Annotated in this window: 17 protein-coding genes; 16 read left to right on the top strand and 1 reads right to left on the bottom strand. The window is 71.6% G+C overall.

Annotated elements, in window-relative coordinates; translation table 11 throughout:
- The first annotated feature begins 53 nt into the window (after positions 1-53).
- The 5 genes from N4G63_RS23525 (at position 54) to N4G63_RS23505 (ending at position 7903) form a co-directional block, all read left to right on the top strand.
- Entirely contained in the window at positions 54-665 is a 612-nt protein-coding gene (locus tag N4G63_RS23525; RefSeq protein ID WP_314600387.1) for a histidine phosphatase family protein, read from the top strand.
- Complete coding sequence (locus tag N4G63_RS23520; protein WP_260790052.1) at positions 662-3640, top strand: hybrid sensor histidine kinase/response regulator; 2979 nt, start codon at positions 662-664, stop codon at positions 3638-3640. The genes N4G63_RS23525 and N4G63_RS23520 overlap by 4 nt, the downstream gene beginning before the upstream one ends.
- The gene (locus N4G63_RS23515) at positions 3637-5820 is read left to right on the top strand and encodes a putative bifunctional diguanylate cyclase/phosphodiesterase (protein WP_260790051.1); all 2184 of its coding nucleotides are present in this window, start codon (positions 3637-3639) and stop codon (positions 5818-5820) included. Before N4G63_RS23520 ends, N4G63_RS23515 begins: the two co-directional genes overlap by 4 nt.
- Before the next feature lie 126 nt (positions 5821-5946).
- Positions 5947-7233: an esterase/lipase family protein gene (locus N4G63_RS23510; protein WP_260790050.1), complete on the top strand. Its 1287-nt coding sequence runs from the start codon at positions 5947-5949 to the stop codon at positions 7231-7233.
- A 136-nt stretch (positions 7234-7369) separates the two neighbouring features.
- The gene (locus N4G63_RS23505; RefSeq protein ID WP_260790049.1) at positions 7370-7903 is read left to right on the top strand and encodes a MarR family winged helix-turn-helix transcriptional regulator; all 534 of its coding nucleotides are present in this window, start codon (positions 7370-7372) and stop codon (positions 7901-7903) included.
- A 713-nt stretch (positions 7904-8616) separates the two neighbouring features.
- Here the strand turns inward: N4G63_RS23505 and N4G63_RS23500 are convergent.
- Positions 8617-11403 (bottom strand): protein kinase domain-containing protein, encoded by a 2787-nt coding sequence (locus N4G63_RS23500; RefSeq protein WP_314600386.1) that lies wholly within the window; start codon positions 11401-11403, stop codon positions 8617-8619.
- Between the two features lie 261 nt (positions 11404-11664).
- Here N4G63_RS23500 and N4G63_RS23495 point away from each other — a divergent pair, with 261 nt between their 5' ends.
- From N4G63_RS23495 to N4G63_RS23445, 11 genes are all read left to right on the top strand, one after another.
- Complete coding sequence (locus N4G63_RS23495) at positions 11665-12399, top strand: RBBP9/YdeN family alpha/beta hydrolase (protein ID WP_260790047.1); 735 nt, start codon at positions 11665-11667, stop codon at positions 12397-12399.
- 87 nt (positions 12400-12486) lie between these two features.
- Positions 12487-13509: a sulfate ABC transporter substrate-binding protein gene (locus N4G63_RS23490; protein WP_260790046.1), complete on the top strand. Its 1023-nt coding sequence runs from the start codon at positions 12487-12489 to the stop codon at positions 13507-13509.
- Positions 13510-13578: 69 nt separating this feature from the next.
- Positions 13579-14328 carry a dienelactone hydrolase family protein gene (locus N4G63_RS23485; protein WP_260790045.1) on the top strand — a complete coding sequence of 250 codons (750 nt, stop codon included), beginning with the start codon at positions 13579-13581 and terminating at the stop codon, positions 14326-14328.
- A gap of 242 nt (positions 14329-14570) precedes the next feature.
- Positions 14571-15017 carry an Lrp/AsnC family transcriptional regulator gene (locus N4G63_RS23480; protein WP_314600407.1) on the top strand — a complete coding sequence of 149 codons (447 nt, stop codon included), beginning with the start codon at positions 14571-14573 and terminating at the stop codon, positions 15015-15017.
- Positions 15018-15391: 374 nt separating this feature from the next.
- Complete coding sequence (locus tag N4G63_RS23475) at positions 15392-16474, top strand: TRAP transporter substrate-binding protein (RefSeq protein ID WP_260790043.1); 1083 nt, start codon at positions 15392-15394, stop codon at positions 16472-16474.
- Positions 16475-16498: 24 nt separating this feature from the next.
- Positions 16499-17050, top strand: a complete 552-nt coding sequence (locus tag N4G63_RS23470; protein ID WP_314600385.1) for a TRAP transporter small permease subunit — start codon at positions 16499-16501, stop codon at positions 17048-17050.
- Positions 17043-18368: a TRAP transporter large permease gene (locus N4G63_RS23465; RefSeq protein WP_314600384.1), complete on the top strand. Its 1326-nt coding sequence runs from the start codon at positions 17043-17045 to the stop codon at positions 18366-18368. The genes N4G63_RS23470 and N4G63_RS23465 overlap by 8 nt, the downstream gene beginning before the upstream one ends.
- Positions 18369-18372: 4 nt before the next feature.
- On the top strand, positions 18373-19209 hold the full coding sequence (locus N4G63_RS23460) for a sulfite exporter TauE/SafE family protein (protein ID WP_314600383.1): 837 nt from the start codon (positions 18373-18375) through the stop codon (positions 19207-19209).
- Between the two features lie 25 nt (positions 19210-19234).
- Complete coding sequence (locus N4G63_RS23455; protein WP_260790040.1) at positions 19235-20833, top strand: gamma-glutamyltransferase family protein; 1599 nt, start codon at positions 19235-19237, stop codon at positions 20831-20833.
- Positions 20834-21086: 253 nt separating this feature from the next.
- A complete protein-coding gene (locus N4G63_RS23450; RefSeq protein ID WP_260790039.1) occupies positions 21087-21341 on the top strand; it encodes a FitA-like ribbon-helix-helix domain-containing protein in 255 nt (84 codons plus the stop codon).
- On the top strand, positions 21338-21757 hold the full coding sequence (locus tag N4G63_RS23445) for a type II toxin-antitoxin system VapC family toxin (RefSeq protein WP_260790038.1): 420 nt from the start codon (positions 21338-21340) through the stop codon (positions 21755-21757). The genes N4G63_RS23450 and N4G63_RS23445 overlap by 4 nt, the downstream gene beginning before the upstream one ends.
- Positions 21758-21774: the final 17 nt, after the last annotated feature.

Below are 21774 nucleotides of genomic sequence, written 5' to 3'. Positions count from 1 at the left end.
CGGCTTGTGCCAACCACCGACCCTCGGTCGCTCCTGCCTGAAAGCGTTTTCTCATGCAGTACACCCCTGCCCAAGGCATGCCGCCGCTGTACTTCGTGCGGCACGGCGCCACGGCCGCCAACGCCGCCGGCCTGCGCTGCGGCGGCGATCTCGACCTGCCGCTCACCGAGCCCGGCCGCCAGCAGGCGCTGGACGCCGCCGCCCAGGTGTGCGCGCTGCGCCCCCGCGTGGGCCTGGTGATCAGCAGCGACCTGAAGCGCACCCGCGAGACCGCCGCCATCCTGGCCGCCGCGCTGGGTGGCGTGCCGATGCTGGTGGTGCCGGGCTTCGGCGAGCGCCGCCTGGGTGACTGGAACCTGCGCCCGATCGCCGAGACCCAGGCCTGGCTGGCGTCGGGCCAGACCCCGCCGGGTGGCGAGGCCGAGGCCGACTTCGTGGCCCGCATCGCGCTGGCCGTGGCCTCGATCGCCGCGCACCGCGCGGCGCATCCGCTGGTGGTGGGCAGCAAGGGCGTGGCCCGGGTGCTGGCGCTGCTGGAAGGCCGCGCCCAGCGCCTGGACCTGGGCAATGCCGAGTTCGTGAGCTTCCAGCTGCCGGCCGCGCCGGCGGCACCCGCCCAGGCCGTGACCGCGCCGTGCTGCGCAGCATCAGGAGACCAGCCGTGACACCAAGCCAGAGTTTCGGCCACCCCACCGCCACCCGCTGGTGGCTGGGTGGCGTGGCACTGCTGCTGCTGGGCCTGCAGCTGGGCCGCAGCGTGTCTGGCCAGTTCAGCGCCCTGGCGCCGCTGGCGGATCTGCACGAGGCGGTGCTGCCCGGCCTGCTGACCCTGCTGGTGGGCAGCGCGCTGGCCTGGGGCCGAACGCGCTCCGGCGCCCGGCGGCGCGAGCCCGAGCGCGATGCCGGCACGGTGCTGGCCGCGCTGCCGCTGCTGACGGCCACGGTCGACCGCAGCCAGCGCTGCGTGGCCGCCAGCGACACGCTGGCCCAGTGGCTGGGCGTGGCGCCGGCCCATCTGCAGGGCCTGCCGATGGCCGAGGCCTTCGGGCCCACGCACGCCTCGCGCCTGAACGTGGCGCTGGGGGCCGCGCTGGGCGGCACGCCGCAGCGCCTGCGCCTGTCGCATCTGCGCACCGGCCAGCCCGAGCGCTGGCTGGCCATCGAGCTGGTGGCCCTGCGCGACGACGTCGGCCTGGCCGTGGGCTGCCAGCTGCTGGCCCAGGATGTCAGCACCGAGCAGCAGGCGCTGGAGGTGGCGCAGTGCGGCGAGCGCCGCCTGCGCATCATCCTTGACCAGATGCCGATCACCGTGTCGTACATCGACGCCGACCTGCACTACCGCTATGTCAACCGCGCGCAGGAGCAGTGGCTGGGCGTGCCGGGCGACCAGGTGGTGGGCCATGCGGTGCGCGAACTGGTCAGCGACGCGGTGTTTGCCGACATCGAGCCGCGCCTGCGCCGCGCGCTGGCCGGCGAGGAAGTGCCGCTCGAGCGCCAGCGCACCGACCGCCTGGGCAACCCGGTGTGGCACTCGGGCCGGCACCTGCCCGACGTCAACGACGAAGGCCAGGTGGTTGGCGTGTACACCGTGTTCTTCGACATCACCCAGCGCGCGCTGGCCGAGCAGCAGCTGCGCGAGCGCGAGAGCGAGCTGCGCCAGGCGATTGCCGATGCCGAGGCCGCCAGCCGCGCCAAGAGCGAGTTTCTGGCCAACATGAGCCACGAGATCCGCACGCCGATGAACGGCGTGCTGGGCCTCACCGAGCTGCTGCTGGAAACCCCGCTCGACTCGCAGCAGCGGCCCTTTGTCGAGACCGTGCGCAGCTCGGGCGAGACCCTGCTGTCGATCATCAACGACATCCTCGACTTCTCCAAGATCGAGGCCGGCAAGCTCGAGACCGAGTCGCTCGACTTCGACCTCTACCAGGCGGTGGAAGACGTGGTGCAGCTGCTGGCCCCGCGCGCCCATGCCAAGCAGCTGGAGATTGCCTGCCGCATCGACGAGCGCATTCCCGGCGCAGTGCGCGGCGACCCCTTCCGCCTGCGCCAGGTGCTCACCAACCTGATCGGCAACGCGGTCAAGTTCACCGACCGCGGCGAGGTGCTGATCGACGTGCAGCGCCAGGACGCCGGCACGCTGCGCTTCTCGGTGCACGACACCGGCATCGGCCTGGGCCCCGAGACGCGCTCGCGCCTGTTCAAGGCCTTTGCGCAGGCCGATGGCTCGACCACCCGGCGCTTCGGCGGCACCGGCCTGGGCCTGGCCATCTCGCGCAACCTGGTCGAGCTGATGGGCGGGCAGATCGACGTGGACAGCACGCCGGGCGCGGGCTCCACCTTCTGGTTCACGCTGCCGCTGGTGCCTGCGGCCAGCGTGCCGGCGGTGCCGCACCCGGGCACGCTGAGCCGGCGCCATGTGCTGGTGGTGGACGACAACGCCACCAACCGCGACATCCTCGAGGGCCATGTGCGGGCCGGCGGCATGCGCTGCGCCACCGCACCCGACGGCTACGAGGCGCTGCGCCTGCTGCGCGAGGCGCACGCCCGGGGCGAGCCCTTCGAGGTGGCGCTGATCGACATGAAGATGCCCGGCATGGACGGCATCGAGCTGGCCCGCGCGATGCGCGCCGACCCGGCGCTGCACGAGGTGCGCCTGGTGCTGGTGACCTCGCTGCATTCGCCGCAGGAGCTGGCCCGCGCCCGCGAGGCCGGCATTGGCGCCTACCTCAGCAAGCCGGTCAAGCGCACCGAGCTGTTCCGCGCCCTGGCCCAGACCCTGGGCGACCAGGCGGCCACGCCGTCGCCGGCCGCCCCCACGTTGGCCATGCGCCTGGACGCCCGCGTGCTGCTGGCCGAGGACAACGGCGTCAACCAGGTGGTGGCACGCAACATGCTCAAGGCCCTCGGCTGCCGCTGGGAGATCGTGCCCAATGGCCAGGAGGCGCTCAATGCGCTGGCCGCGGCCAGCGCTGACCAGGCCTTCGACATCGTGCTGATGGACTGCCAGATGCCGGTGATGGACGGCTACGCCGCCAGCCGCGCCATCCGCGCCGGCGAAAGCCAGGCCGGCCGGGGCCAGCGCATTCCGATCGTCGCGCTCACCGCCAATGCGCTGGTGGGCGATGCCGAGGTCTGCCTGGCCGCCGGCATGGACGACCACCTGGCCAAGCCCTACACCCGTGCGCAGCTGGCGGCGGTGCTCACCCGCTGGCTGCCGGCGCACTGCGTCAGCGCCCCCGACGCGCAGCAGGTGGCCGAGGCCGCCGCCGCCGCGCCGCCCGAGCCCAAGGGCGGCCTGCTCGACCGCGGCGCGCTGGACAACATCCGCGCCATCGACGACGACGGCTCGGTGCTCGACGAAGTGATCCAGATGTACCTGGACGAGAGCGACACCCATGTGGATGCACTGCTGGCCGCGCTGGCCGGCGGCCACACCGCCGATCTGGCACGCACCGCGCATGCGCTCAAGAGCGCCAGCTTCAACGTCGGCGCCAAGACCCTGGGCGACCTGTGCCAGCGCCTGGAGCGCCAGGCCAAGAGCGGCGACACCCACGGCCTGGGCGACCTGGTGGCCGCGGCCGTGGCCATGATGGAACGTGTGCGGCCGCTGCTGCGCGCTGAAATGGGAGTGGCCGCATGATCAGCAATGCCCGCATTCTGGTGGTCGACGACGATGCCGGCGCCCGCCGCCTGGCCCGCGCCACGCTGTCGCGCGCCGGCTTCAGCATCGTCGAGGCGGCCGATGGCCAGGCCGCGCTGGAGGCCATGGCCGTGCAATTGCCCGACCTGGTGCTGATGGACGTGAACATGCCGCGCATGGACGGCTTCGAGGCCTGCGCCGCGCTGCGCGCCATGCCCGGCGGCAACCGCGTGCCGGTGGCCATGATGACCGGCCTGGACGACACACCCTCGATCGACCGCGCCTTCGAGGTGGGCGCCACCGACTTCATCACCAAGCCGATCAACTGGAGCGTGCTGCCGCACCGCGTGCGCTACATGCTGCGCGCCAGCATCGCCATCAACGAGCTGCAGCAGAACCAGCGCCGCCTGTCCAATGCCCAGCGCATCGGCGAGATGGGCGACTGGGAGTGGGACGTGGGCAGCGACCGGCTGGAACCCTCGATGCAGGCCTGGCGCCTGTTTGGCCATCCGGGCGACGCCGCGCACACCGGCCTGCCGGGCTTTTTTGCCACCGTGCACGCCGACGATGCCGAACGCCTGCAGCGCGCCTGCGAACGCGCGGTCGAGCAGGGCGAGGGCTTTGCCATCGACCACCGCGTGCTCACCTGGGACGGCGCGGTGCGCCATCTGCACCAGCAGGTGGAGGTGATCGAGCGCATTCCCGGCGGCCCGGCGCGGCGCCTGGCCGGTGCGGTGCACGACGTCACGCGATCGAAGGACGCCGAGGAGCAGATCCGCCGCCTGGCCTACTTCGATCCGCTGACCGGCCTGCCCAACCGCCTGCTGTTCACCGAGCAGCTGGCCAGGGCCCTGGCCCAGGCCGAGCGCCACGGCCGGCGCATCGCGATCATGTTTGTCGACCTCGACAACTTCAAGCGCGTCAACGACACGCTGGGCCACAAGGCCGGCGACGAGCTGCTCAAGACCGCCAGCGCGCGCCTGGCCGGCGCGCTGCGCGGCCACGACGTGGTGGCCCGCAGTGGCGACACGCGGCCCGCGCCGCTGGACCTGCGCCCGGCGCCGCTGGATCTGGGCCAGCCGGCCGGCGGCCACACGCTGGCGCGACTGGGCGGCGACGAGTTCATCGTGCTGCTCACCGACGTGGCGCGGCCCGAGGACGCCGGCGCCGTGGCCCAGCGCCTGGTGGCGCAGATGAGCGAGCCGGTGTCGGTGATGGGCACCGAGGTCTTCGTCGGCGCCAGCGTGGGCGTGGCCACCTACCCCGACGACGGCGCCGACATCGACACCCTGCTGATGAACGCCGACACCGCGATGTACCGCGCCAAGGCGGCCGGCCGGGGCGGCTTCCAGCTCTACGACCGCTCGATGAACGCCCGTGCGCTGGACCGCCTGCGCATGGAGACGCGGCTGCGCCGCGCCATCGAACGCCAGGAGTTCGTGCTGCACTACCAGCCGCGGGTGGACGTGGTCAGCGGCCGCATCGTCGGCGCCGAGGCCCTGATCCGCTGGCAGCACCCCGAGCGCGGCATCGTGCCGCCGGGCGAATTCATCCCGCTGGTGGAAGACGCCGGCCTCGAGATCACCGTGGGCGAATGGGTCATCGCCGAGACCTGCCGCCAGATCGCCGCCTGGCGCGCGGCCGGGCTCAAGCCGGTGCCGGTGGCCGTCAACCTGGCCTCCACCCACCTGCGCGAACGCGGCCTGCCGCTGCTGGTGGCGCATGCGCTGCGCGAGCACGAGGTGGAGGCACCGATGCTCGAGATCGAGGTCACCGAATCCATCCTGCTGGCCGAGCCCGAGCTCAGCTGCACCATCGCCACCCAGCTGGCCGACATGGGTGTGCAGCTGTCGATCGACGACTTCGGCACCGGCTACTCCTCGCTGGGCTACCTCAAGCGCCTGCCGATCGCGGCGCTGAAGATCGACCGCAGCTTCGTGCGCGACCTGGTCAACGACCCCGACGACGAGGCCATCGTCAGCGCCATCATCGCGCTGGCCCACAGCCTGAAGCTCAAGGTGGTGGCCGAGGGCGTGGAAACACGCGAGCAGCTGGCCTTTCTGCAAAGCCAGCGCTGCGACGAGTACCAGGGCTTCCTGACCAGCCGCGCCGTGGCACCCGACGAGTTTGCCGAACTGCTGAGCCGCGACCTGCTGCCGCTGGTGCGCCTGGTGGCGTGAGCTGGGGCGCCCGGCCCGCTGGGGGCACCCGGCCCTGCCCGGGAGCCGCCACCAATCGCGCGCTTGCTCCACGGCGCTGGCCGCGCGCATCATGGTGCCGCCCCCTGACGGGGCCGAGGTGGATGCATGGGTGAACCCGAGGTGCCGGCACGGCCGGTGCGTTTTCGACTGCTGGCGCGCGATGTGCGCGGCCTGTCGCAGCTGGGCGTGGATGCCGCGCTGGGCGTGACCGGCCTGGTCGAGGCGCTGCACCACACCATCGCCCGGCGCACCGGCATCGTGTCGGCCATGCCGGCCGGCCGGCCCGGCGGCATCACCGGCCTGGTCTACGGTGCGGTGCGCGGCAGCATGCAGCTGGCCGGCCGCGCCGCCGATGCGCTGCTGCGCGTGTGGCCCGAGGCCGGCAGCGACACGGCCGCCCCCTCGCCCGAGCGCGAGGCCGCGCTGGCCGCGCTCAACGGCGTGTGGGGCGATCACCTGGCCGCCACCGGCAACCCGCTGGCCACCCCGATGGCGTTGCGCGTGGGCGGGCAGCGGCTCACGCTGACCCGCGCGGCGCTGGCCACGGCCCTGCCCGGTGCCGGCCGGCGCATCGTGGTGCTGGCGCACGGCCTGTGCATGAACGACCTGCAGTGGCAGCGGCTCGACAAGACCACCGGCCAGAGCCATGAGCATGGCGCCGCGCTGGCGCGCGACCTGGGCTTCACGCCGCTCTGGCTGCACTACAACAGCGGCCTGCATGTCTCGCAGAACGGCCGCAGCCTCGCCGCCCTGATCGAGCAGTTGCTGGCCGAATGGCCCCAGCCGGTGGACGAGCTGGTGGTGGTGGGCCACAGCATGGGCGGCCTGGTGGCGCGCAGCGCCATTCACGCCGCCACCCAGGCCGGCATGGCCTGGCCAGCCCGCCTGACACGCCTGGTGTGCCTGGGCACCCCGCACCACGGCGCCGCGCTCGAGCGGGGCGGCCGCTGGGTGGACACGCTGCTCACGCTCAGCCCCTACGTGGCGCCCTTTGCGCGCCTGGGCAAGGCCCGCAGCGCCGGCATCACCGACCTGCGCTACGGCAACCTGCTCGACACCGACTGGCAGGGCCCGCAAGGCGACGACCACCGCCACGCCCAGCACCACGACAACCGCCAGGCCGTGCCGCTGCCCGCGGGCCTGGCCGTGTTCCTGATGGCCGCCACCACCGCCGGGCAGCCCAGCGGCCTGCGCCATGCGCTGCTGGGCGACGGCCTGGTGTCGGTGGCCAGCGCCTGGGGTGAGCACAGCCGCGCCGGCATGGCGCTGGACGTGCCGGCCGCACGCTGCGCCTTGATCACCCGCGCCAACCACTTCGACCTGCTGAGCCGCCCCGAGGCCTATGCGCTGCTGCGCAGCTGGCTGGCCGAGCCGCTGACGCCGCCAGCGTAGCGAATCGGGCCGCGCCAGGCCACGCGTTGCAGCGCCACGCAGCGCCGCAAGGCGCCGGGTGGGCCAGGCGGTGGTCATCAGCAGGCTGATGATCAGCATGGTGCTAGCATCCGGCGCCCTGCCCGCCCCTGCCGCCATGAAGAAGGCCCGCACCGCCGCCCCTGCGCCTGTTGCCGACGCGCCCGCTGCCGCTGCCGTGGTGGCGCCCGCCGCCCCCGAGGTGAGTCTCGACGCGCTGCCCGGTTTTCACATCCGCCGGCTGCAGCAGATCGCGGTGGCCATCTTTCTGCAGGAGACCGAGGCCCACGGCATCACGCCGGTGCAGTACGCCGCCTTGCAGACGGTGCAGGCCGCGCCGGGGCTCGACCAGCGCTCGCTGGCGCGCGCGATCGGCTTCGACACCTCCACCATCGCCGGGGTGGTTGACCGGCTCGAGGCCCGCGGCTGGGTGCAGCGCAATGCCTCGGCCACCGACCGGCGGGTGCGGCTGCTGACCATCACCGATGCCGGCCTGGCGCTGCTGGCGGCCGTGCAGCCCGACATGCAACGCGCCCAGCAGCGCATGCTGGCCCCCTTGCCGGTGGCGCAGCGGCTGGAGTTCATGCGCATGCTGCGGGTGCTGGTGACGGCGAACAACGAGCTGAGCCGGGCGCCAAGCGATCTGGCTTGAACCGCTGCGTTTGCCGCGTCTCCTGCCTGTTGGGCCGGATGGGCTGGTTGCCCTTGCTGCGCGGGGTTTCGCATGGCTCCTTGCAGCGCGCCGGGTGTTCGCCCCGGCGGGCGACCTACTTTCTCTTTCAGGCGAAAGAGAAAGTAGGCAAAGAGAAGCGCCTTCCAAACTTTCCGACACCACTGAGCATTTTGTTGGGTGCATCGAGGCGGGCGCCTCGCCCGCCCCGCGGGCTCGAACATAGCCAGCCGGACATGCATGTAGCCGATCCACGTGCGCGGGCCCCCCGGTCAAGACTTGCGGGCGCAGGGTGGTGTGGGCAGGTCTTGGTTTTGGTCAGTGACGGTGCCAGTGCCAGTGCCAAGGTCAGGCCAGGCCAACGCCCAATTTATGGCCCAGGCACTCTGCCGGTGGCACGGCCTGCCCACTTGCGGCGAGCAGCCGGAGCCTTCACAGATGAGCGGCCATGCCATCGGCGGCAACGTATCCCTTGCCAAGCCCCATGTCGGCAGCCTGTTCGAGCCCGCCGGGCGGGCGAGGCGCCCGCCCCGATGCTGGACAAGCGGCACGGCGGTGTCGGAAAGTTCAATGCGCCTTCTTTGCCTACTTTCTTTTCGCGAAAAGAAAGTAGGTCGCCCGCCGGGGCGAAACCCCGGCGCGCTGCAAAGAGCCATGGGAACGCCTCAACTGCAAGGCCAAGCCAAGCCGCCGGCCTACTGAAACACCCCCACCACCGGCCAAGGCACCGCCCACCCAAACGCCGCATCCACCTTGGCAGCAGCAGCAGCAGCAGCAGCAGCCGCAGACGCCGACTCGGCACCAGTCGCAGTCGCAGCCCCACCCCCCGCCAGCCGCGCGTGCAGCAAGCCCGCCACCGCGTCCATCGGATGCCCCGGTGGCCATCCCGCCGGCCGCGCCGCCCGCGCCTGCTCGAGCGCCTGGGCCGCCGCCGGTGAGCCCTGCTGCACCAGCGTGGCGGCCAGGCTCAGGCGGGCATGCCAGGTGGCGGGCAGGGCCTGATCGGCATCGCGCGCCAGCCACTGCACGCGCTTGGCCAGCAGCGCGGCGCTGCCGGGCAGGTCACCACGCTGGCGCAGCAGTTCGCCTTCCAGCTGGTTCAGGCGGCTGCCGCGCGATTCGCCGTCGCGCAGGTTCAGCGTGGTGGCGCCACGCAGGCGCCGCACCGCCTGCTCGGCCAGCGCCGGCTGGCCCAGCAGCAGGCCGGCGCGGCCCAGTGCCAGCCAGGTGTCCACCGCCAGCGCGCCCAGGGTCTCGTGCTGCTGCTCGGCCTGGGCGGCCAGTTGCGTGGCCTCGGCGCCCAGCGCGGCGGCCGGCGCCGCGCCGGCCAGTGCCCGGGTGAGCAGGCGTGCCGCGCGTGCCGGCAGCTGGCCGGTGCGCGCGGCCGTGGCATCGGGGCCGCCGCTGTCGAGCACCGCGTCGCGGTGGATCAAGGCCTTGGCGTACTCGCCGCGGTCGGTGTGCCAGCGCGCCATCTCGTTGTGCAGGCTCAGGCGCAGACCGCTGCGCGGGCCCAGCAGCTGGTCGATCTGCGTGAACAGCCGGGCGGCGCGGGCCTCGTTGTCGTCGATCTCGCCCAGGCGCTGCTGCATGGCCAGCGTGTTGCGCTGGAGCACCAGCGCCAGGCGGCGGTCATCGGCGGCGGTGCTGCGCTGGAAGGTGGCGGTCTTGCGCAGCTCGCCCAGCGATTCGCGCGTGCGGCCCAGCTCGGAGTACAGCACCGACAGGTGGTTGTGGTGCTCGGCGGCCTCGTGACTGTCGTTGCCGTAGATCGCGGCGGTCACGCGGCCGGCCTGCAGCAGCGTGGCCTCGGCCTCGGCCAGGCGGCCCATCTTCACATAGGCCGCATTCAGCGCGTACAGCAGCTGGCGCGTGGGCTGGGTGTTGAGGCCGAACTCGGCGATCACCGGCTCGCGGATGGGCTCGAGCAGGTTCACCACCTTGTCCCACGGACCCAGCGGCGCATACACGCGCGCCAGCATCAGCTGCGCCCGCAGCGTGGGCCGGCCCAGTGCGCCATGGTGCTGGCGTGCCAGGGCCAGCGCCTGCTCGGCCAGCGGCAGGGCCTGGTCGTAGCGGTTCAAGGCGATGTAGGTGTCGACCAGCACGTCCAGCAGGCGCAGGCGCGTGTCGGGCGCCGCGGCAAACTGGGTGTCGATGTCGGTGCGGCTCTTTTCAAGCAGCTGCAGCACGTTGGGCCACTGGCCACCGTGCGCCTCGGGGCCGGCGCTGGCCAGCAGCTCGGTGAGGTAGCCGGTGACCTGGTCCGACAGCTGGGCCGCGGCCTCGGCGCGCCGCCACTGCTGCAGGCTGAGCGCCAGGCCGCTGCCCAGCGCCACCACGGTGGCCAGCGACAGGCCGGCGATCAGCGCATTGCGCTTCAGCCACAGCCGGGCGCGGTGGCGCCAGTCGTCGCGGCGAGCGCGCACCGGCAGGTGCTCGCGCCAGCGCTGCAGGTCGTCGATCAGCGCCCGCACGCTCTCGTAGCGCTCTTCGGGCTTCTTGCGCAAGGCCTTGGCGACGATGGCATCGAGATCGCCACGCACCAGGCGCGCATCGGTGGGCCGCTCGGGCGGCTGGGCGCGGCTGTGGCTGGCACGGCGCGGCGGCTCGTGCAGCACCGCATGCTCAAGCTCGGTGCGCGGCGCATCCACGTGCGAGAACGGCAGCTCGCCCGACAGCAGCTCGTGCAGCATCACGCCCAGCGAGAACACATCGCCGGCCACGCCCACCGCGCCACCGGTGATCTGCTCGGGCGGCGCATAGCCCAGCGTGTGGCCGCGGCCGGTCATGCGGGTGAGCTGGCTGCTCTGCTCGTCGTCGTCGTCCAGCAGCGCGGCAATGCCGAAGTCGAGCAGCTTGGGCGCGCCCTCGGGCGTGACCAGCACATTGTTGGGCTTGAGGTCGCGGTGCACGATCAGCTGCGCATGGGCGTGGGCCACCGCCTCGGCCACCTCGATCAGCAGCGCCACGCGCTGGGCCACCGTGGGGCAGCGCCGGCGCACATGGGTGTTCAGCGTCCAGCCCTGCACGTACTCCAGCACCAGCCAGGCCTGGTGGTCGTCGGTGATGCCGGCGTCCAGCAGCTTGGCGATGCCGGGATGGTTGAGCCGCGCCAGCACGCGGCGCTCGCGCGCAAAACGCGCTGCCAGGCGGGCGCGTGGCAGATCGCTGCGCAGCAGCTTGATCGCCGCATCGGCCTGGTACAGGCCATCGGCGCGGCGCGCCAGCCACACCTCGCCCATGCCACCCTCGCCGATCTTGGCGTCCAGCAACCAGGGCCCCAGGCGATCGCCGGCATGCGATGGCCGGGTCTCGGGCTCGGGCTCGGGCTCGGGGCTGGCGCGTGGCGCCGTGCCCGCCTCGCCGCCCGGCAGCAGCTGCGTGGTGCCGGACAGGCGGGTGGGGACGGGCCAGCCCGCAGAGTCGGGCTGACCGCCGGGCTCGAGCGGGCCGCGCGGGGGATCGGACGCCTGGGTCATGGCGCGCGAGGGTAAGCGATCCCGGCCGGCGCGCGCCGGGCCCGACCCGCATCCAGGGGCGGGCGGGTGGCAGGCCAGCGACAGATCGGCCGCCGGTCAGGCGCCGGTCAGCCGCAGAACGCGGGCATGCGCCGGGCGCATGAGCTGCATCGAAAGCCTTCGTTCACGCGGCGCCCGTCCGGGCGTTTACTGCGCGCTGCGGGGCCGGCGCTGCCGGCCGCAACGCCGACCTGCACGGCGCCCCACCCGGCGATCCACACCATGACCCTCACCATCCCCGATGCCGATGCCGATGCCGATGCCGACGCCGACGCCGACGCCCTGCCACGCGCGCGCTTGGCGGCCCATCGCCCGCCGGCCCGGCCGTGTGGCGATGTGGCGCCGCGCCTGCTGATCGCGCCGGGCCTGCACAACAGCAGCCCGGCCCATTGGCAGAGCTGGCTGCAGGCCCTGCACCGGCGCAGCGTGCGCGTGGAGCAGGCCGACTGGCACACGCCCGATCTGGCGCGCTGGAGCGCGCGCATCGCCAGCACGCTGGCGCAGGCCGACCCGGGGCCCTGGCTGGTGGCGGCACACAGCTTCGGCGTGCTGGCGCTGGTGCATCACCTGGCCACGCGCCCGGCCGGCTGCGGCGCAGCCACCGGCCGCATTGCCGCGGCGCTGCTGGTGGCGCCGGCCGATCCGGCCAAGTTCGGCCTGGCCGGGCAGCTGCCGCACAGCCCGCTGGCAACACTCACCACCGTGGTGGGCAGCCAGACCGACCCCTGGATGCGCATCGACAGCGCCCACCAGTGGGCGCGGCGCTGGGGCAGCCACTTCGTGAACCTGGGTGACGCCGGCCATGTCAATGCCGAGTCGGGCCATGGCCCGCTGCCACTGGCCCGGCGCTGGGTGCTGGCGATGGAGCACCGCCTGGTGCGCGAGCGGCGCCATGGTGCGCAGGCCCCGGCCCCGGCGGCCGCACCCGCGCTTGGCGGCTTATGCGATTGGCGATGATCGATGCGCCCATCGCTTCGTTTTCTCGCGCTGCAGGCCTGCCTAGCATGCGGCTGACTGCACCACATGCCTTGAGGCCCCACCCCCATGCCCACTCCCAGCCTGCTCCGCCGCACCCTGATCGCCGCCACCCTGGCCGCCGTGGCCGCCACCACCACCGCACCGGCCCTGGCCAAGGACCTGACCCTGCTGAACGTGAGCTACGACCCCACGCGCGAGCTGTACCAGGACTTCAACAAGGCCTTTGCCGCGCACTGGAAGGCCCGGACCGGCGACAACGTCAGCGTCCGGCAAAGCCATGGCGGCTCGGGCAAGCAGGCGCGCACCGTGATCGACGGCCTGGATGCCGACGTGGTGACCCTGGCACTGGCCTATGACATCGACGAGATCGCCGACAAGGCCAGGCTGCTGCCGACCGACTGGCAAAAGCGCCTGCCGCATGCCAGTTCGCCCTACACCAGCACCATCGTGTTCCTGGTGCGCAAGGGCAACCCCAAGGGCATCAAGGACTGGGACGACCTGGTCAAGCCCGGCATCGGCGTGATCACGCCCAACCCCAAGACCAGCGGCGGTGCGCGCTGGAACTACCTGGCCGCCTGGGGCTTTGCCAAGCGCAAGTACGGCAGCGATGCCCAGGCCCAGGCCTTTGTGGGCAAGCTGTTCGCCAACGTGCCGGTGCTCGACACCGGCGCGCGCGGCAGCACCGTCACCTTTGTCGAGCGTGGCATCGGCGACGTGCTGCTGGCCTGGGAGAACGAGGCCCTGCTGGCGCAAAAGGAGCTGGGCCCGGGCAAGTTCGACATCGTGGCGCCGCCGCTGTCGATCCTGGCCGAGCCGCCGGTGGCACTGGTCGACAAGGTGGTCGACAAGAAGGGCACGCGCCCGCTGGCCCAGGCCTATCTGGAATACCTGTACGGTGCCGAAGGCCAGAAGATCGCCGCGGAGAACTACTACCGCCCGATCGACGCCAAGGTGGCGGCACAGTTTGCCGGCCAGTTTCCGAAGCTTGAACTCTTCACCCTGAACAGCGTGTTCGGCAGCTGGCGCGAGGCGCAGAAGACCCACTTCGCCGACGGCGGCGTGTTCGACAAGATCGTCGTCAAGCACTGATCGGGGGCCAGGCCCGGGCACCGGCAAATCCCCCTGGCCACCGCACCGGCCTGCGGCGATGATGTGGCGATGATCGAACACCATCTCGACCTCGTCAGCGACGGCAGCCCCATGGCCACCTTCGTGGTGCACCCCGACAGTCCTGCAGAAGGCGGCCCGCACCCGGTGCTGCTGTTCTACATGGACGCCCCCGGCAAGCGCGAAGAGCTGCACGGCTTTGCCCGCCGCCTGGCCAGCGCCGGCTACTGCGTGCTGCTGCCCAACCTGTACCACCGCCAGCGCTACGAATACGAGCTCAAGGACCGCAGCGAGGCGCCGCTGGCCGAGATGTTCGGCCTGATGCAGTCACTGAACCGCGCCACCACCCGCGCCGACACGCAAGCCCTGCTCACCTGGGTGGACGCCCACCCGCAGGTGGCCGATGCGCAGCGCATCGGCGCCCTGGGCTACTGCATGAGCGGCCCCTTCGTGGTGTGGGCTGCGCTCGACTTTGCCGAGCGCATCCGCGCCATCGCCGCCATCCACGGCGCCAACTGGGTCACCGACTCGCCTGACTCGCCACACCGCGTGGCCGCCGGCCTGCGCTGCGAGGGCTACTACGCCTGCGCCGAGATCGACCAGTGGGCGCCGCCCGAGCACATCGCCCAGCTGGACGCCGGCCTGCAGGCCAGCGGTGCCCCGTACCGCATCGAGTGGTACGCCGGCGCGCAGCACGGCTTCTCGTTTCCGCAGCGTGCGGTGTACGAGCGGGCGGCCTCCGAGCGGCATTTCGAGCGCATGCACCGGCTGTTCGGGCGCGTGCTGCGGCCGTTTGGCTGACAAGCACGGAAGCACGCTGGTGCGCCGGCCGGGCCTGCCGCCTGCGCTGAGGGCCCAGCCGGCAGCCCAGGCGGCGCCGGGCTGAAACCCCACTGCGCGGCAACGCTGCGGGGCACTGCGGGCCGATGCAGCGCCGGCGCTGGCCCACGCCTTGCGACATGGCGGCCATGCCTTCCACACCTGCCGCCACCCTCACCGCCGTTGTCACCGACCCGATCCGCCCGCTGCCGCTGGATGCCGGCCTGAGCCGGCTCGACAAGTCCTTGCTGAACCTGCTGGTCAAGGACGGGCGTGCCTCGTTTGCCGACCTGGCGCGCACGCTGGGCATCTCGCGTGCCCATGCCCGCGCGCGCGTGCAGGCCCTGCAGGCCGCGGGCGTGATCGAGCTGTTCACGGCGGTCATCAACCCCGAGAAGCTGGGGCAGGCGCACAGCACCTTCCTGGACATCCAAGTGGCGCCGGCAGCCCTGCAGGCCATGGCCCAGGAGCTGGCTGACTGCCCCGAGGTGGTCAGCCTCTACATCATGAGCGACCTGCGCAGCCTGCACGTGCATGCGCTGACCGACGGCGTGCCGGCCTTCGAGGACTTTGCGCGGCGCCACCTGTTCAACCGCCCCGAGATCCTGGCGCTCGACTGCAAGAACCTGCTCTCGCGCGTGAAAAACCGGCGCGGCGGCGCGCGGCTGTGAGCGCTGGCGGGCGGCCGTCCGTTCTGGTGCGCCGCACCGGCCGCGTGCGCGGTGACCGATTGTTCAGCGCCCGGCCGGCGCCAGCCCCCGTCGCCTGACAGGCCCGCAGCAAACGGCAGCGGCGCGGCAACAAACGTCAGCCTGGCGCGCGATCACTGCACAAACGGCATCCGGGTCGGGCCGTGCGCCGGCCCGGAACAGGGCACCTGACGGCCCGCACAGCGCGCCAGAACAGCCGGCCGTATGGTGAAAACCTGTTCAATGACAGTCACTTGCGCTTGCCGGCCGGCATGGCATGGCGGTTGCGAAAGAGGGGGTGATGCGCGCTGCACAAACGGCAGCGCTTTTCTTCCCCACGCACCCGGAGCCTCGCCATGTCCCTGATCCGCCGCCAGTTCCTGTCCCGTGCCGCCGTGGGTGGCAGCGTGCTTGCCGCGCCCGCCATCGTCAGCGCACAGACCAAGCTCAACTGGAAGATGACCAGCGCCTACCCCAAGGGCTCGCCCTTCTACATGGACGGCCCGGGCAGCGCCACCGATCTGGCCAAGCGCATCCGCGAGATGAGCGACGGGCGGCTGATCATCCAGGTCTTCGGTGCCGGCGAATTGATCCCGGCCTTCGAGGGCTTTGACGCGGTGCGCGCCGGCACCGTGGAGATGAACCACGCCAACAGCTACTTCTGGACCGGCAAGACCTTTGCCGCGCAGTACTTCACCGCCGTGCCCTTCGGCATGAACTTCCAGGGCATGAACGGCTGGCTGTACGACGGCGGCGGCATCGATCTGTGGAACGAGGTCTACGAGCCCTTCGGCCTGGTGGCCATGCCCTGCGGCAACACCGGCGTGCAGATGACTGGCTGGTTCAAGAAGGAGATCAAGACCGTGGCCGACCTGAAGGGCATGAAGATGCGCATTCCGGGCCTGGCCGGCAAGGTGCTGGCCAATCTGGGCGTGGATGTGAAGGTGCTGCCCGGCGGGGAGATCTTTCCGGCGCTCGAACGCGGTGTGATCGATGCGGCCGAGTTCGTCGGCCCGTTCCAGGATCGCCGCCTGGGCCTGCACAAGGCGGCCAAGTACTACTACACCACCGGCTGGCACGAGTCGTCCACGGTGTCGGAGCTGATGATCAACAAGGCCGCCTGGGCCAAGCTGCCCAAGGACCTGCAGGCCATCGTGCAGAACGCCGCCGCGGCCTGCAACGTGATCAGCGAAGGCTGGTGCCAGCGCAACAACTCCGAGGCCATGGAAGACCTGAAGAAGCAGGGCGTGATTGCCCGGCCGCTGCCCGACGAGGTGATCAAGGCGCTGCGCGCCGAAACCCAGAAGGTGCTGGCCGATGCCGTGGCCAAGGACGCGCTGACCAAGAAGGTGCACGACTCGTACTTCGGCTTCAAGGCCAAGTTCGACCGCTGGGCCGAGGTCAGTGAAGAGGCCTTCCACGTCACCGTGCGCGGTTGACGCGGCCACCGGAGCACCCTGGTCATGTGGAACCTCTTGCGCGCCGCGGCCGCCTTCATCGAGCGCCGCACCGACGACATCGGCAAATTGGCCGCCCTGACCGGCCTGGCGATGATCCTGCTGGTGGCGGTGAATGTGGTGCTGCGCTACAGCCTGAGCCTGGGCTCGGTGTGGGCGCAAGAACTGGAGTGGCACCTGCTGGCCGCGCTGATCCAGCTGGGCATGGCCCATGCGCTGCTGCGCGGCGGCGAGGTGCGGGTTGACCTGTTCTACCAGCACTACCCGCCGGCGGCCAAGCGCGCGGTGGATGTGGTGGCGGCGCTGCTGATGGTGGGCGTGTGCGTGCTCTTCGTCGCGCTGTCGCTGGGTTATGTGGAGCAGGCCCGGGCCATCGGCGAGGCCTCGTCCGACCCCGGCGGCCTGCCGCAGCGCTGGCTGGTGAAGGCGCTGATCCCGCTGGGCTTCGGCCTGGTGCTGCTGCAGCAGCTGGGGCTGCTGGTGCGCCTGCTGGACCCGGCCACGCCGGGCCACGGCGCCGCAGCCAAGGCCACGGCGCAGGAGGGCGGCCATGCTTGAGCCCACCACCCTGGCCCTGCTGCTGCTGGCGGGCTTTTTCGTGCTGCTGATCATCGGCATTCCGGTAGCCATCAGCCTGGCGGTCAGCGGTTTCGTGTTCGGCTGGCTGGGCTTCGGCATGAGCCTGTTCAACCTGCTGCCGGCGCGCTTTTTCGGCGTCGTGGGTGGCTACCAGTGGATGGCCATTCCGCTGTTCGTGTTCATGGGCGTGATGCTGGAGAAATCACGCCTGGCCGACGACCTGCTGGACGTGATGGGCCACCTGGCCGGCCGTGTGCGCGGCGGCATGGCGGTGGGCATCGTGCTGTTCGGCGTGCTGATGGGCGCCACCACCGGCATCGTGGGCGCCACCATCATCACGCTGGGCCTGCTGACCCTGCCCACGCTGATCCGCCGCGGCTACAACAAGGCCATTGCCTGCGGCACCATCTGCGCCTCGGGCACGCTGGGGCAGATCATCCCACCCAGCCTGATCCTGATCCTGCTGGGCGACATCATGCAGCTGTCGGTGGGCACGCTGTTCGCCGCGGCGGTGGGCCCGGGGCTGTTGCTGGCGGGCATCTACATCGTGTTCCTGCTGCTGCTGGGCTGGCTCAAGCCGGGGCTGATGCCGCCGCTGCCGCAGGCCGAGCGCGATGCGGTGTCGCGCCAGGAACTGTGGACGCGCTTCGTCAAGGTGCTGGTGCCGCCGGTGATGCTGGTGGTGGCGGTGCTGGGCAGCATCGTAGGCGGCGTGGCCGCACCCACCGAGGCGGCCAGCATGGGCGCAGTGGGTTCAGTGCTGGTCACCGCGCTGGGCGGGCGCCTGCGCTGGTCCGTGCTGCGCGACACCGCCATCGAGACCAGCAAGATCACCGCCGGCATGATGCTGATCCTGATGGCCGCCCAGGTGTTTGCGCTGGCCTTCCGCGGCCTGCAGGGCGAGGAACTGATCGCCCATCTGTTCGACCGCCTGCCCGGCGGCACCGGCACGGCCATCTGGTTCCTGATGGCCGTGATCTTCGTGCTGGGCTTCTTTGTCGAGTGGATCGAGATCAGCTACATCGCCGTGCCGCTGTTCCTGCCCATCCTGCTGAACATGGGCGTCGATCCGATCTGGTTGGCCATGCTCATCACCGTGAACCTGCAGAGCAGCTTTCTCACGCCACCCTTTGGCTGGGCGCTGTTTTACCTGAAGGGCGTGGCGCCACCCGGCGTGACCATTGCCGACATCTACAAGGGGGTGGTGCCCTTCATCGGCCTGCAGGCCCTGGCGTTGACACTCGTGTACTGCTTCCCGCAGATCGCACTGTGGCTGCCCAAGGCGATCGGGTGGTAAGGCCATGGATCTGTTGACATCGCATGGGCCGTGGTGGCTGGCCGGCCTGGCCGTGGCCCTGGTGGCCACCGGCCTGCTGGCCGGGGTGCTGGCCGGCCTGCTGGGCGTGGGCGGCGGCATCGTCATCGTGCCGGTGCTGTTCCACCTGTTCAGCCTGCTGGGGGTGGACCCGTCGGTCCGCATGCATGTGGCGGTGGGCACCTCGCTGGCCACCATCATCCCCACCTCGCTGATGAGCAGCCGCGCGCACCGCCGCCGCGGCAGCCTGGATCCGGCGCTGATCCGCCGCCTGCTGCCCGGCGTGTTGCTGGGCGTGGCCACCGGCGCGGTGGCCAGCCGCTACCTGGCCGGGCCCTGGCTGACCGCGGTGTTCGGCGTCGTGGCACTGGTGGTGGCGGTGCAGATGGGCTTCAAGCGCGAGGGTTCGGCCTGGCGCGACGGCCTGCCCGGCCCGGCAGCCACTGCCGGCATCGGTGCGGGCATTGGCGGGCTGTCCACGCTGATGGGCATTGGCGGCGGCACGCTGGGCGTGCCCATCCTGGCCAACCTGAAGGTGCCCATGCACACGGCGGTGGGCACCGGCGCGCTGCTGGGCACGGTGATCAGCATTCCCGGTGCAGCGGCCTTCCTGGTCAATGGCCTGGGCGTGCCGCTGCGCCCGCCCTTCAGCCTGGGCCATGTGAACCTGCTGGGCGCTGCGCTGATCGTGCCGGCCACGATGCTCAGCACCAAATGGGGCGCGGCGCTGGCCCACCGCATCGACGCCCGGCGCCTGCGCCAGGTGTTCGCGGCCTTTCTGGCACTGACGGCCGCGCGCATGCTGCTGAGCCTGTGGCACTGAAGAACACACCCGAAGAGACACGACCATGATCCACACCCCCCAGGCCTATGGCGGCATGCTGGTGGCGCCCCATCACCTGGCCGCCCAGGCTGGCCGCGATGTGCTGGGCGACGGCGGCAATGCGGTCGAGGCCATGGTGGCGGCGGCTGCCGCCATCGCCGTGGTCTACCCCCACATGAACGCCATCGGCGGCGATGGCTTCTGGCTGATCCACGAGCCCGGCCGCGCGCCGGTGGCCATCGATGCCTGCGGCCCGGCTGCTGCCGCCGCCACGCCGGCCTTCTATGCCGGCGAGACGGCAATTCCGGCGCGTGGCCCGCGCGCCGCGCTCACCGTGGCCGGCACGGTGGGTGGCTGGGCCGCCGCGCTGGAGCAGGCCGCACCCTGGGGCCGCGCGCTGCCGCTGGCCCGCCTGCTGCGTGACGCCATCGGCCATGCCGCCGATGGCGTGGCCGTGACCGCCAGCCAGGCCGCCCTCACCCGCGCCAAGCTGGCCGGCCTGAAAGACCAGCCGGGTTTTGCCGAAACCTACCTCGTCAACGGCGAGCCACCGGCCCTGGGCCAGCGCCTGCGCTACCCTGCGCTGGCGCGCACGCTGGACGAACTGGCCCGCCGCGGCCTGGACGATTTCTACCGCGGCGAGCTGGGCCAGCGCATCGGCGCCGAGCTGGCGCGCCTGGGCAGCCCCGTGCGCACCAGCGACCTGGCCGCCTACCGCGCGCAGGTGCTGGCGCCGCTGTCGGTGCGCTTGAACGACGCCAGCGTCTACAACCTGCCGCCGCCCACCCAAGGCCTGGCCACGCTGATGATCCTGGGCCTCTTCGAGCGCCTGATCGAGCGCCACGGCATCGCGCACGGCGAAGGTTTTGCGCATGTGCACGGCCTGGTCGAGGCCACCAAGCGCGCCTTTCGCGTGCGTGACCGCATCGTCACCGACCGCGGCCGCCTGCCGGCCGATCCGGCCAGCTTCCTGACGCCCGAGGCACTGGACCGCCTGGCCGCCGAGATCGACCCCGCCGCCGCCCTGCCCTGGCCCGAACCCACCGCGCCGGGCGACACCATCTGGATGGGCGCCATCGACCGCCAGGGCCGCGCGGTGAGCTTCATCCAGAGCGTGTACTGGGAGTTCGGCTCGGGCACGGTGCTGCAGGGCAGCGGCATCTGCTGGCAGAACCGCGGCATGAGCTTTTCGCTGTCGCCCACGGCGCTGAACCACCTGGCGCCGGGGCGCCACCCCTTCCACACGCTGAACCCGTCGATGGCGCTGTTCGACGATGGCCGCGTGATGCCCTTCGGCACCATGGGCGGCGAGGGCCAGCCGCAAACCCAGGCGGCGGTGTTCACGCGCCACGCGCGCTTTGGCATGCCGCTGGCCCAGGCCGTGGCCGCACCGCGCTGGCTGCTGGGCCGCACCTGGGGCGATGACAGCACCACGCTGAAGCTGGAGCCGCGATTCGACCCCGCGCTGGTGCAGGCCCTGCGCGCGGCCGGCCACCAGGTGGAACTGCTGGACGAGGCCTACAGCGACACCATGGGCCATGCCGGCGCGCTGGTGCGGCATGCCGACGGCCGCATCGAAGGCGCGGCCGATCCGCGATCGGACGGGGTGGCGGCGGGGCTGTAGACGCCGGGCCGCGGCGGCAGCGCTGTTCGGCGCCAGGCAGGGCTGGCGCCATCGGCGCACGGTCCAGCACCGCCAGGACATCCGATCGTCGGCCCTTGGCCGCCTCAGCGCGCAGGCAGTCCAACGTCATCACGGTGGCCCCGCCGAGGTTTCGGATTCGCGTCACGCCGCCCCATGCCCATTCTCTGCCCACTGCATGCAAATCGATAGAATGCATGCGCGGCACAGATCCGAGCCACAGGAGTTGCCCATCATGGCCATGCTGACCATTCGCAATTTGCCCGACGAGGTGCACCGCGCGCTGAGGGCTCGTGCAGCCGGCCGTGGCCAGAGCATGGAAGCCGAGGTGCGCGAAATTCTTGAGGCCGCGATCCGGCCGCAGATGCAGGTGAAACTGGGTTCGCTGCTGGTCGAGGTGGGGCGCCAAGCGCGCCTGGACGAGGATGCAAGCCAGGTGTTCGCGCCACTGCGTGACAAGTCACCTGCCCGCCTGCCGAGCTTTGAATGATCCTGCTCGACACCAACGTGGTGTCGGAACCGTTGCGACCGACACCAGAGCCACGCGTGGTGGCCTGGCTGGACGCTCAGGCGGTGCAGACCCTGTTCCTGTCAGCCATCACCGTGGCCGAGTTGCGCGCCGGGGTGGCGCTGCTGCCTGCAGGCAAGCGCCGCACAGGCCTGCAAGAGAGCCTTGAAGACCGTGTGCTGCCGCTGTTTGAGGGCCGTGTGTTGCCGTTCGACCTGGACTGCACACCGGCCTATGCCGCCCTGACCACACGGGCACGGGCCGCCGGGCTGGCCATCGCGTCGGCCGACGCGTGCATTGCCGCCATTGCCGCCACCCATGGCCTGGCCGTGGCCACGCGCGACACCAGCCCCTTCGAAGCGGCCGGCGTCGCGGTGATCAATCCCTGGCAAACCTGATCGCAGGCAGCGCCTGC

Source organism: Aquabacterium sp. OR-4, from assembly GCF_025290835.2.
Taxonomy (GTDB): Bacteria; Pseudomonadota; Gammaproteobacteria; order Burkholderiales; family Burkholderiaceae_C; genus Pseudaquabacterium.
The sequence above is the reverse complement of the archived record's forward strand: the minus strand, read 5'-3'. Positions and strand labels throughout refer to the sequence as shown.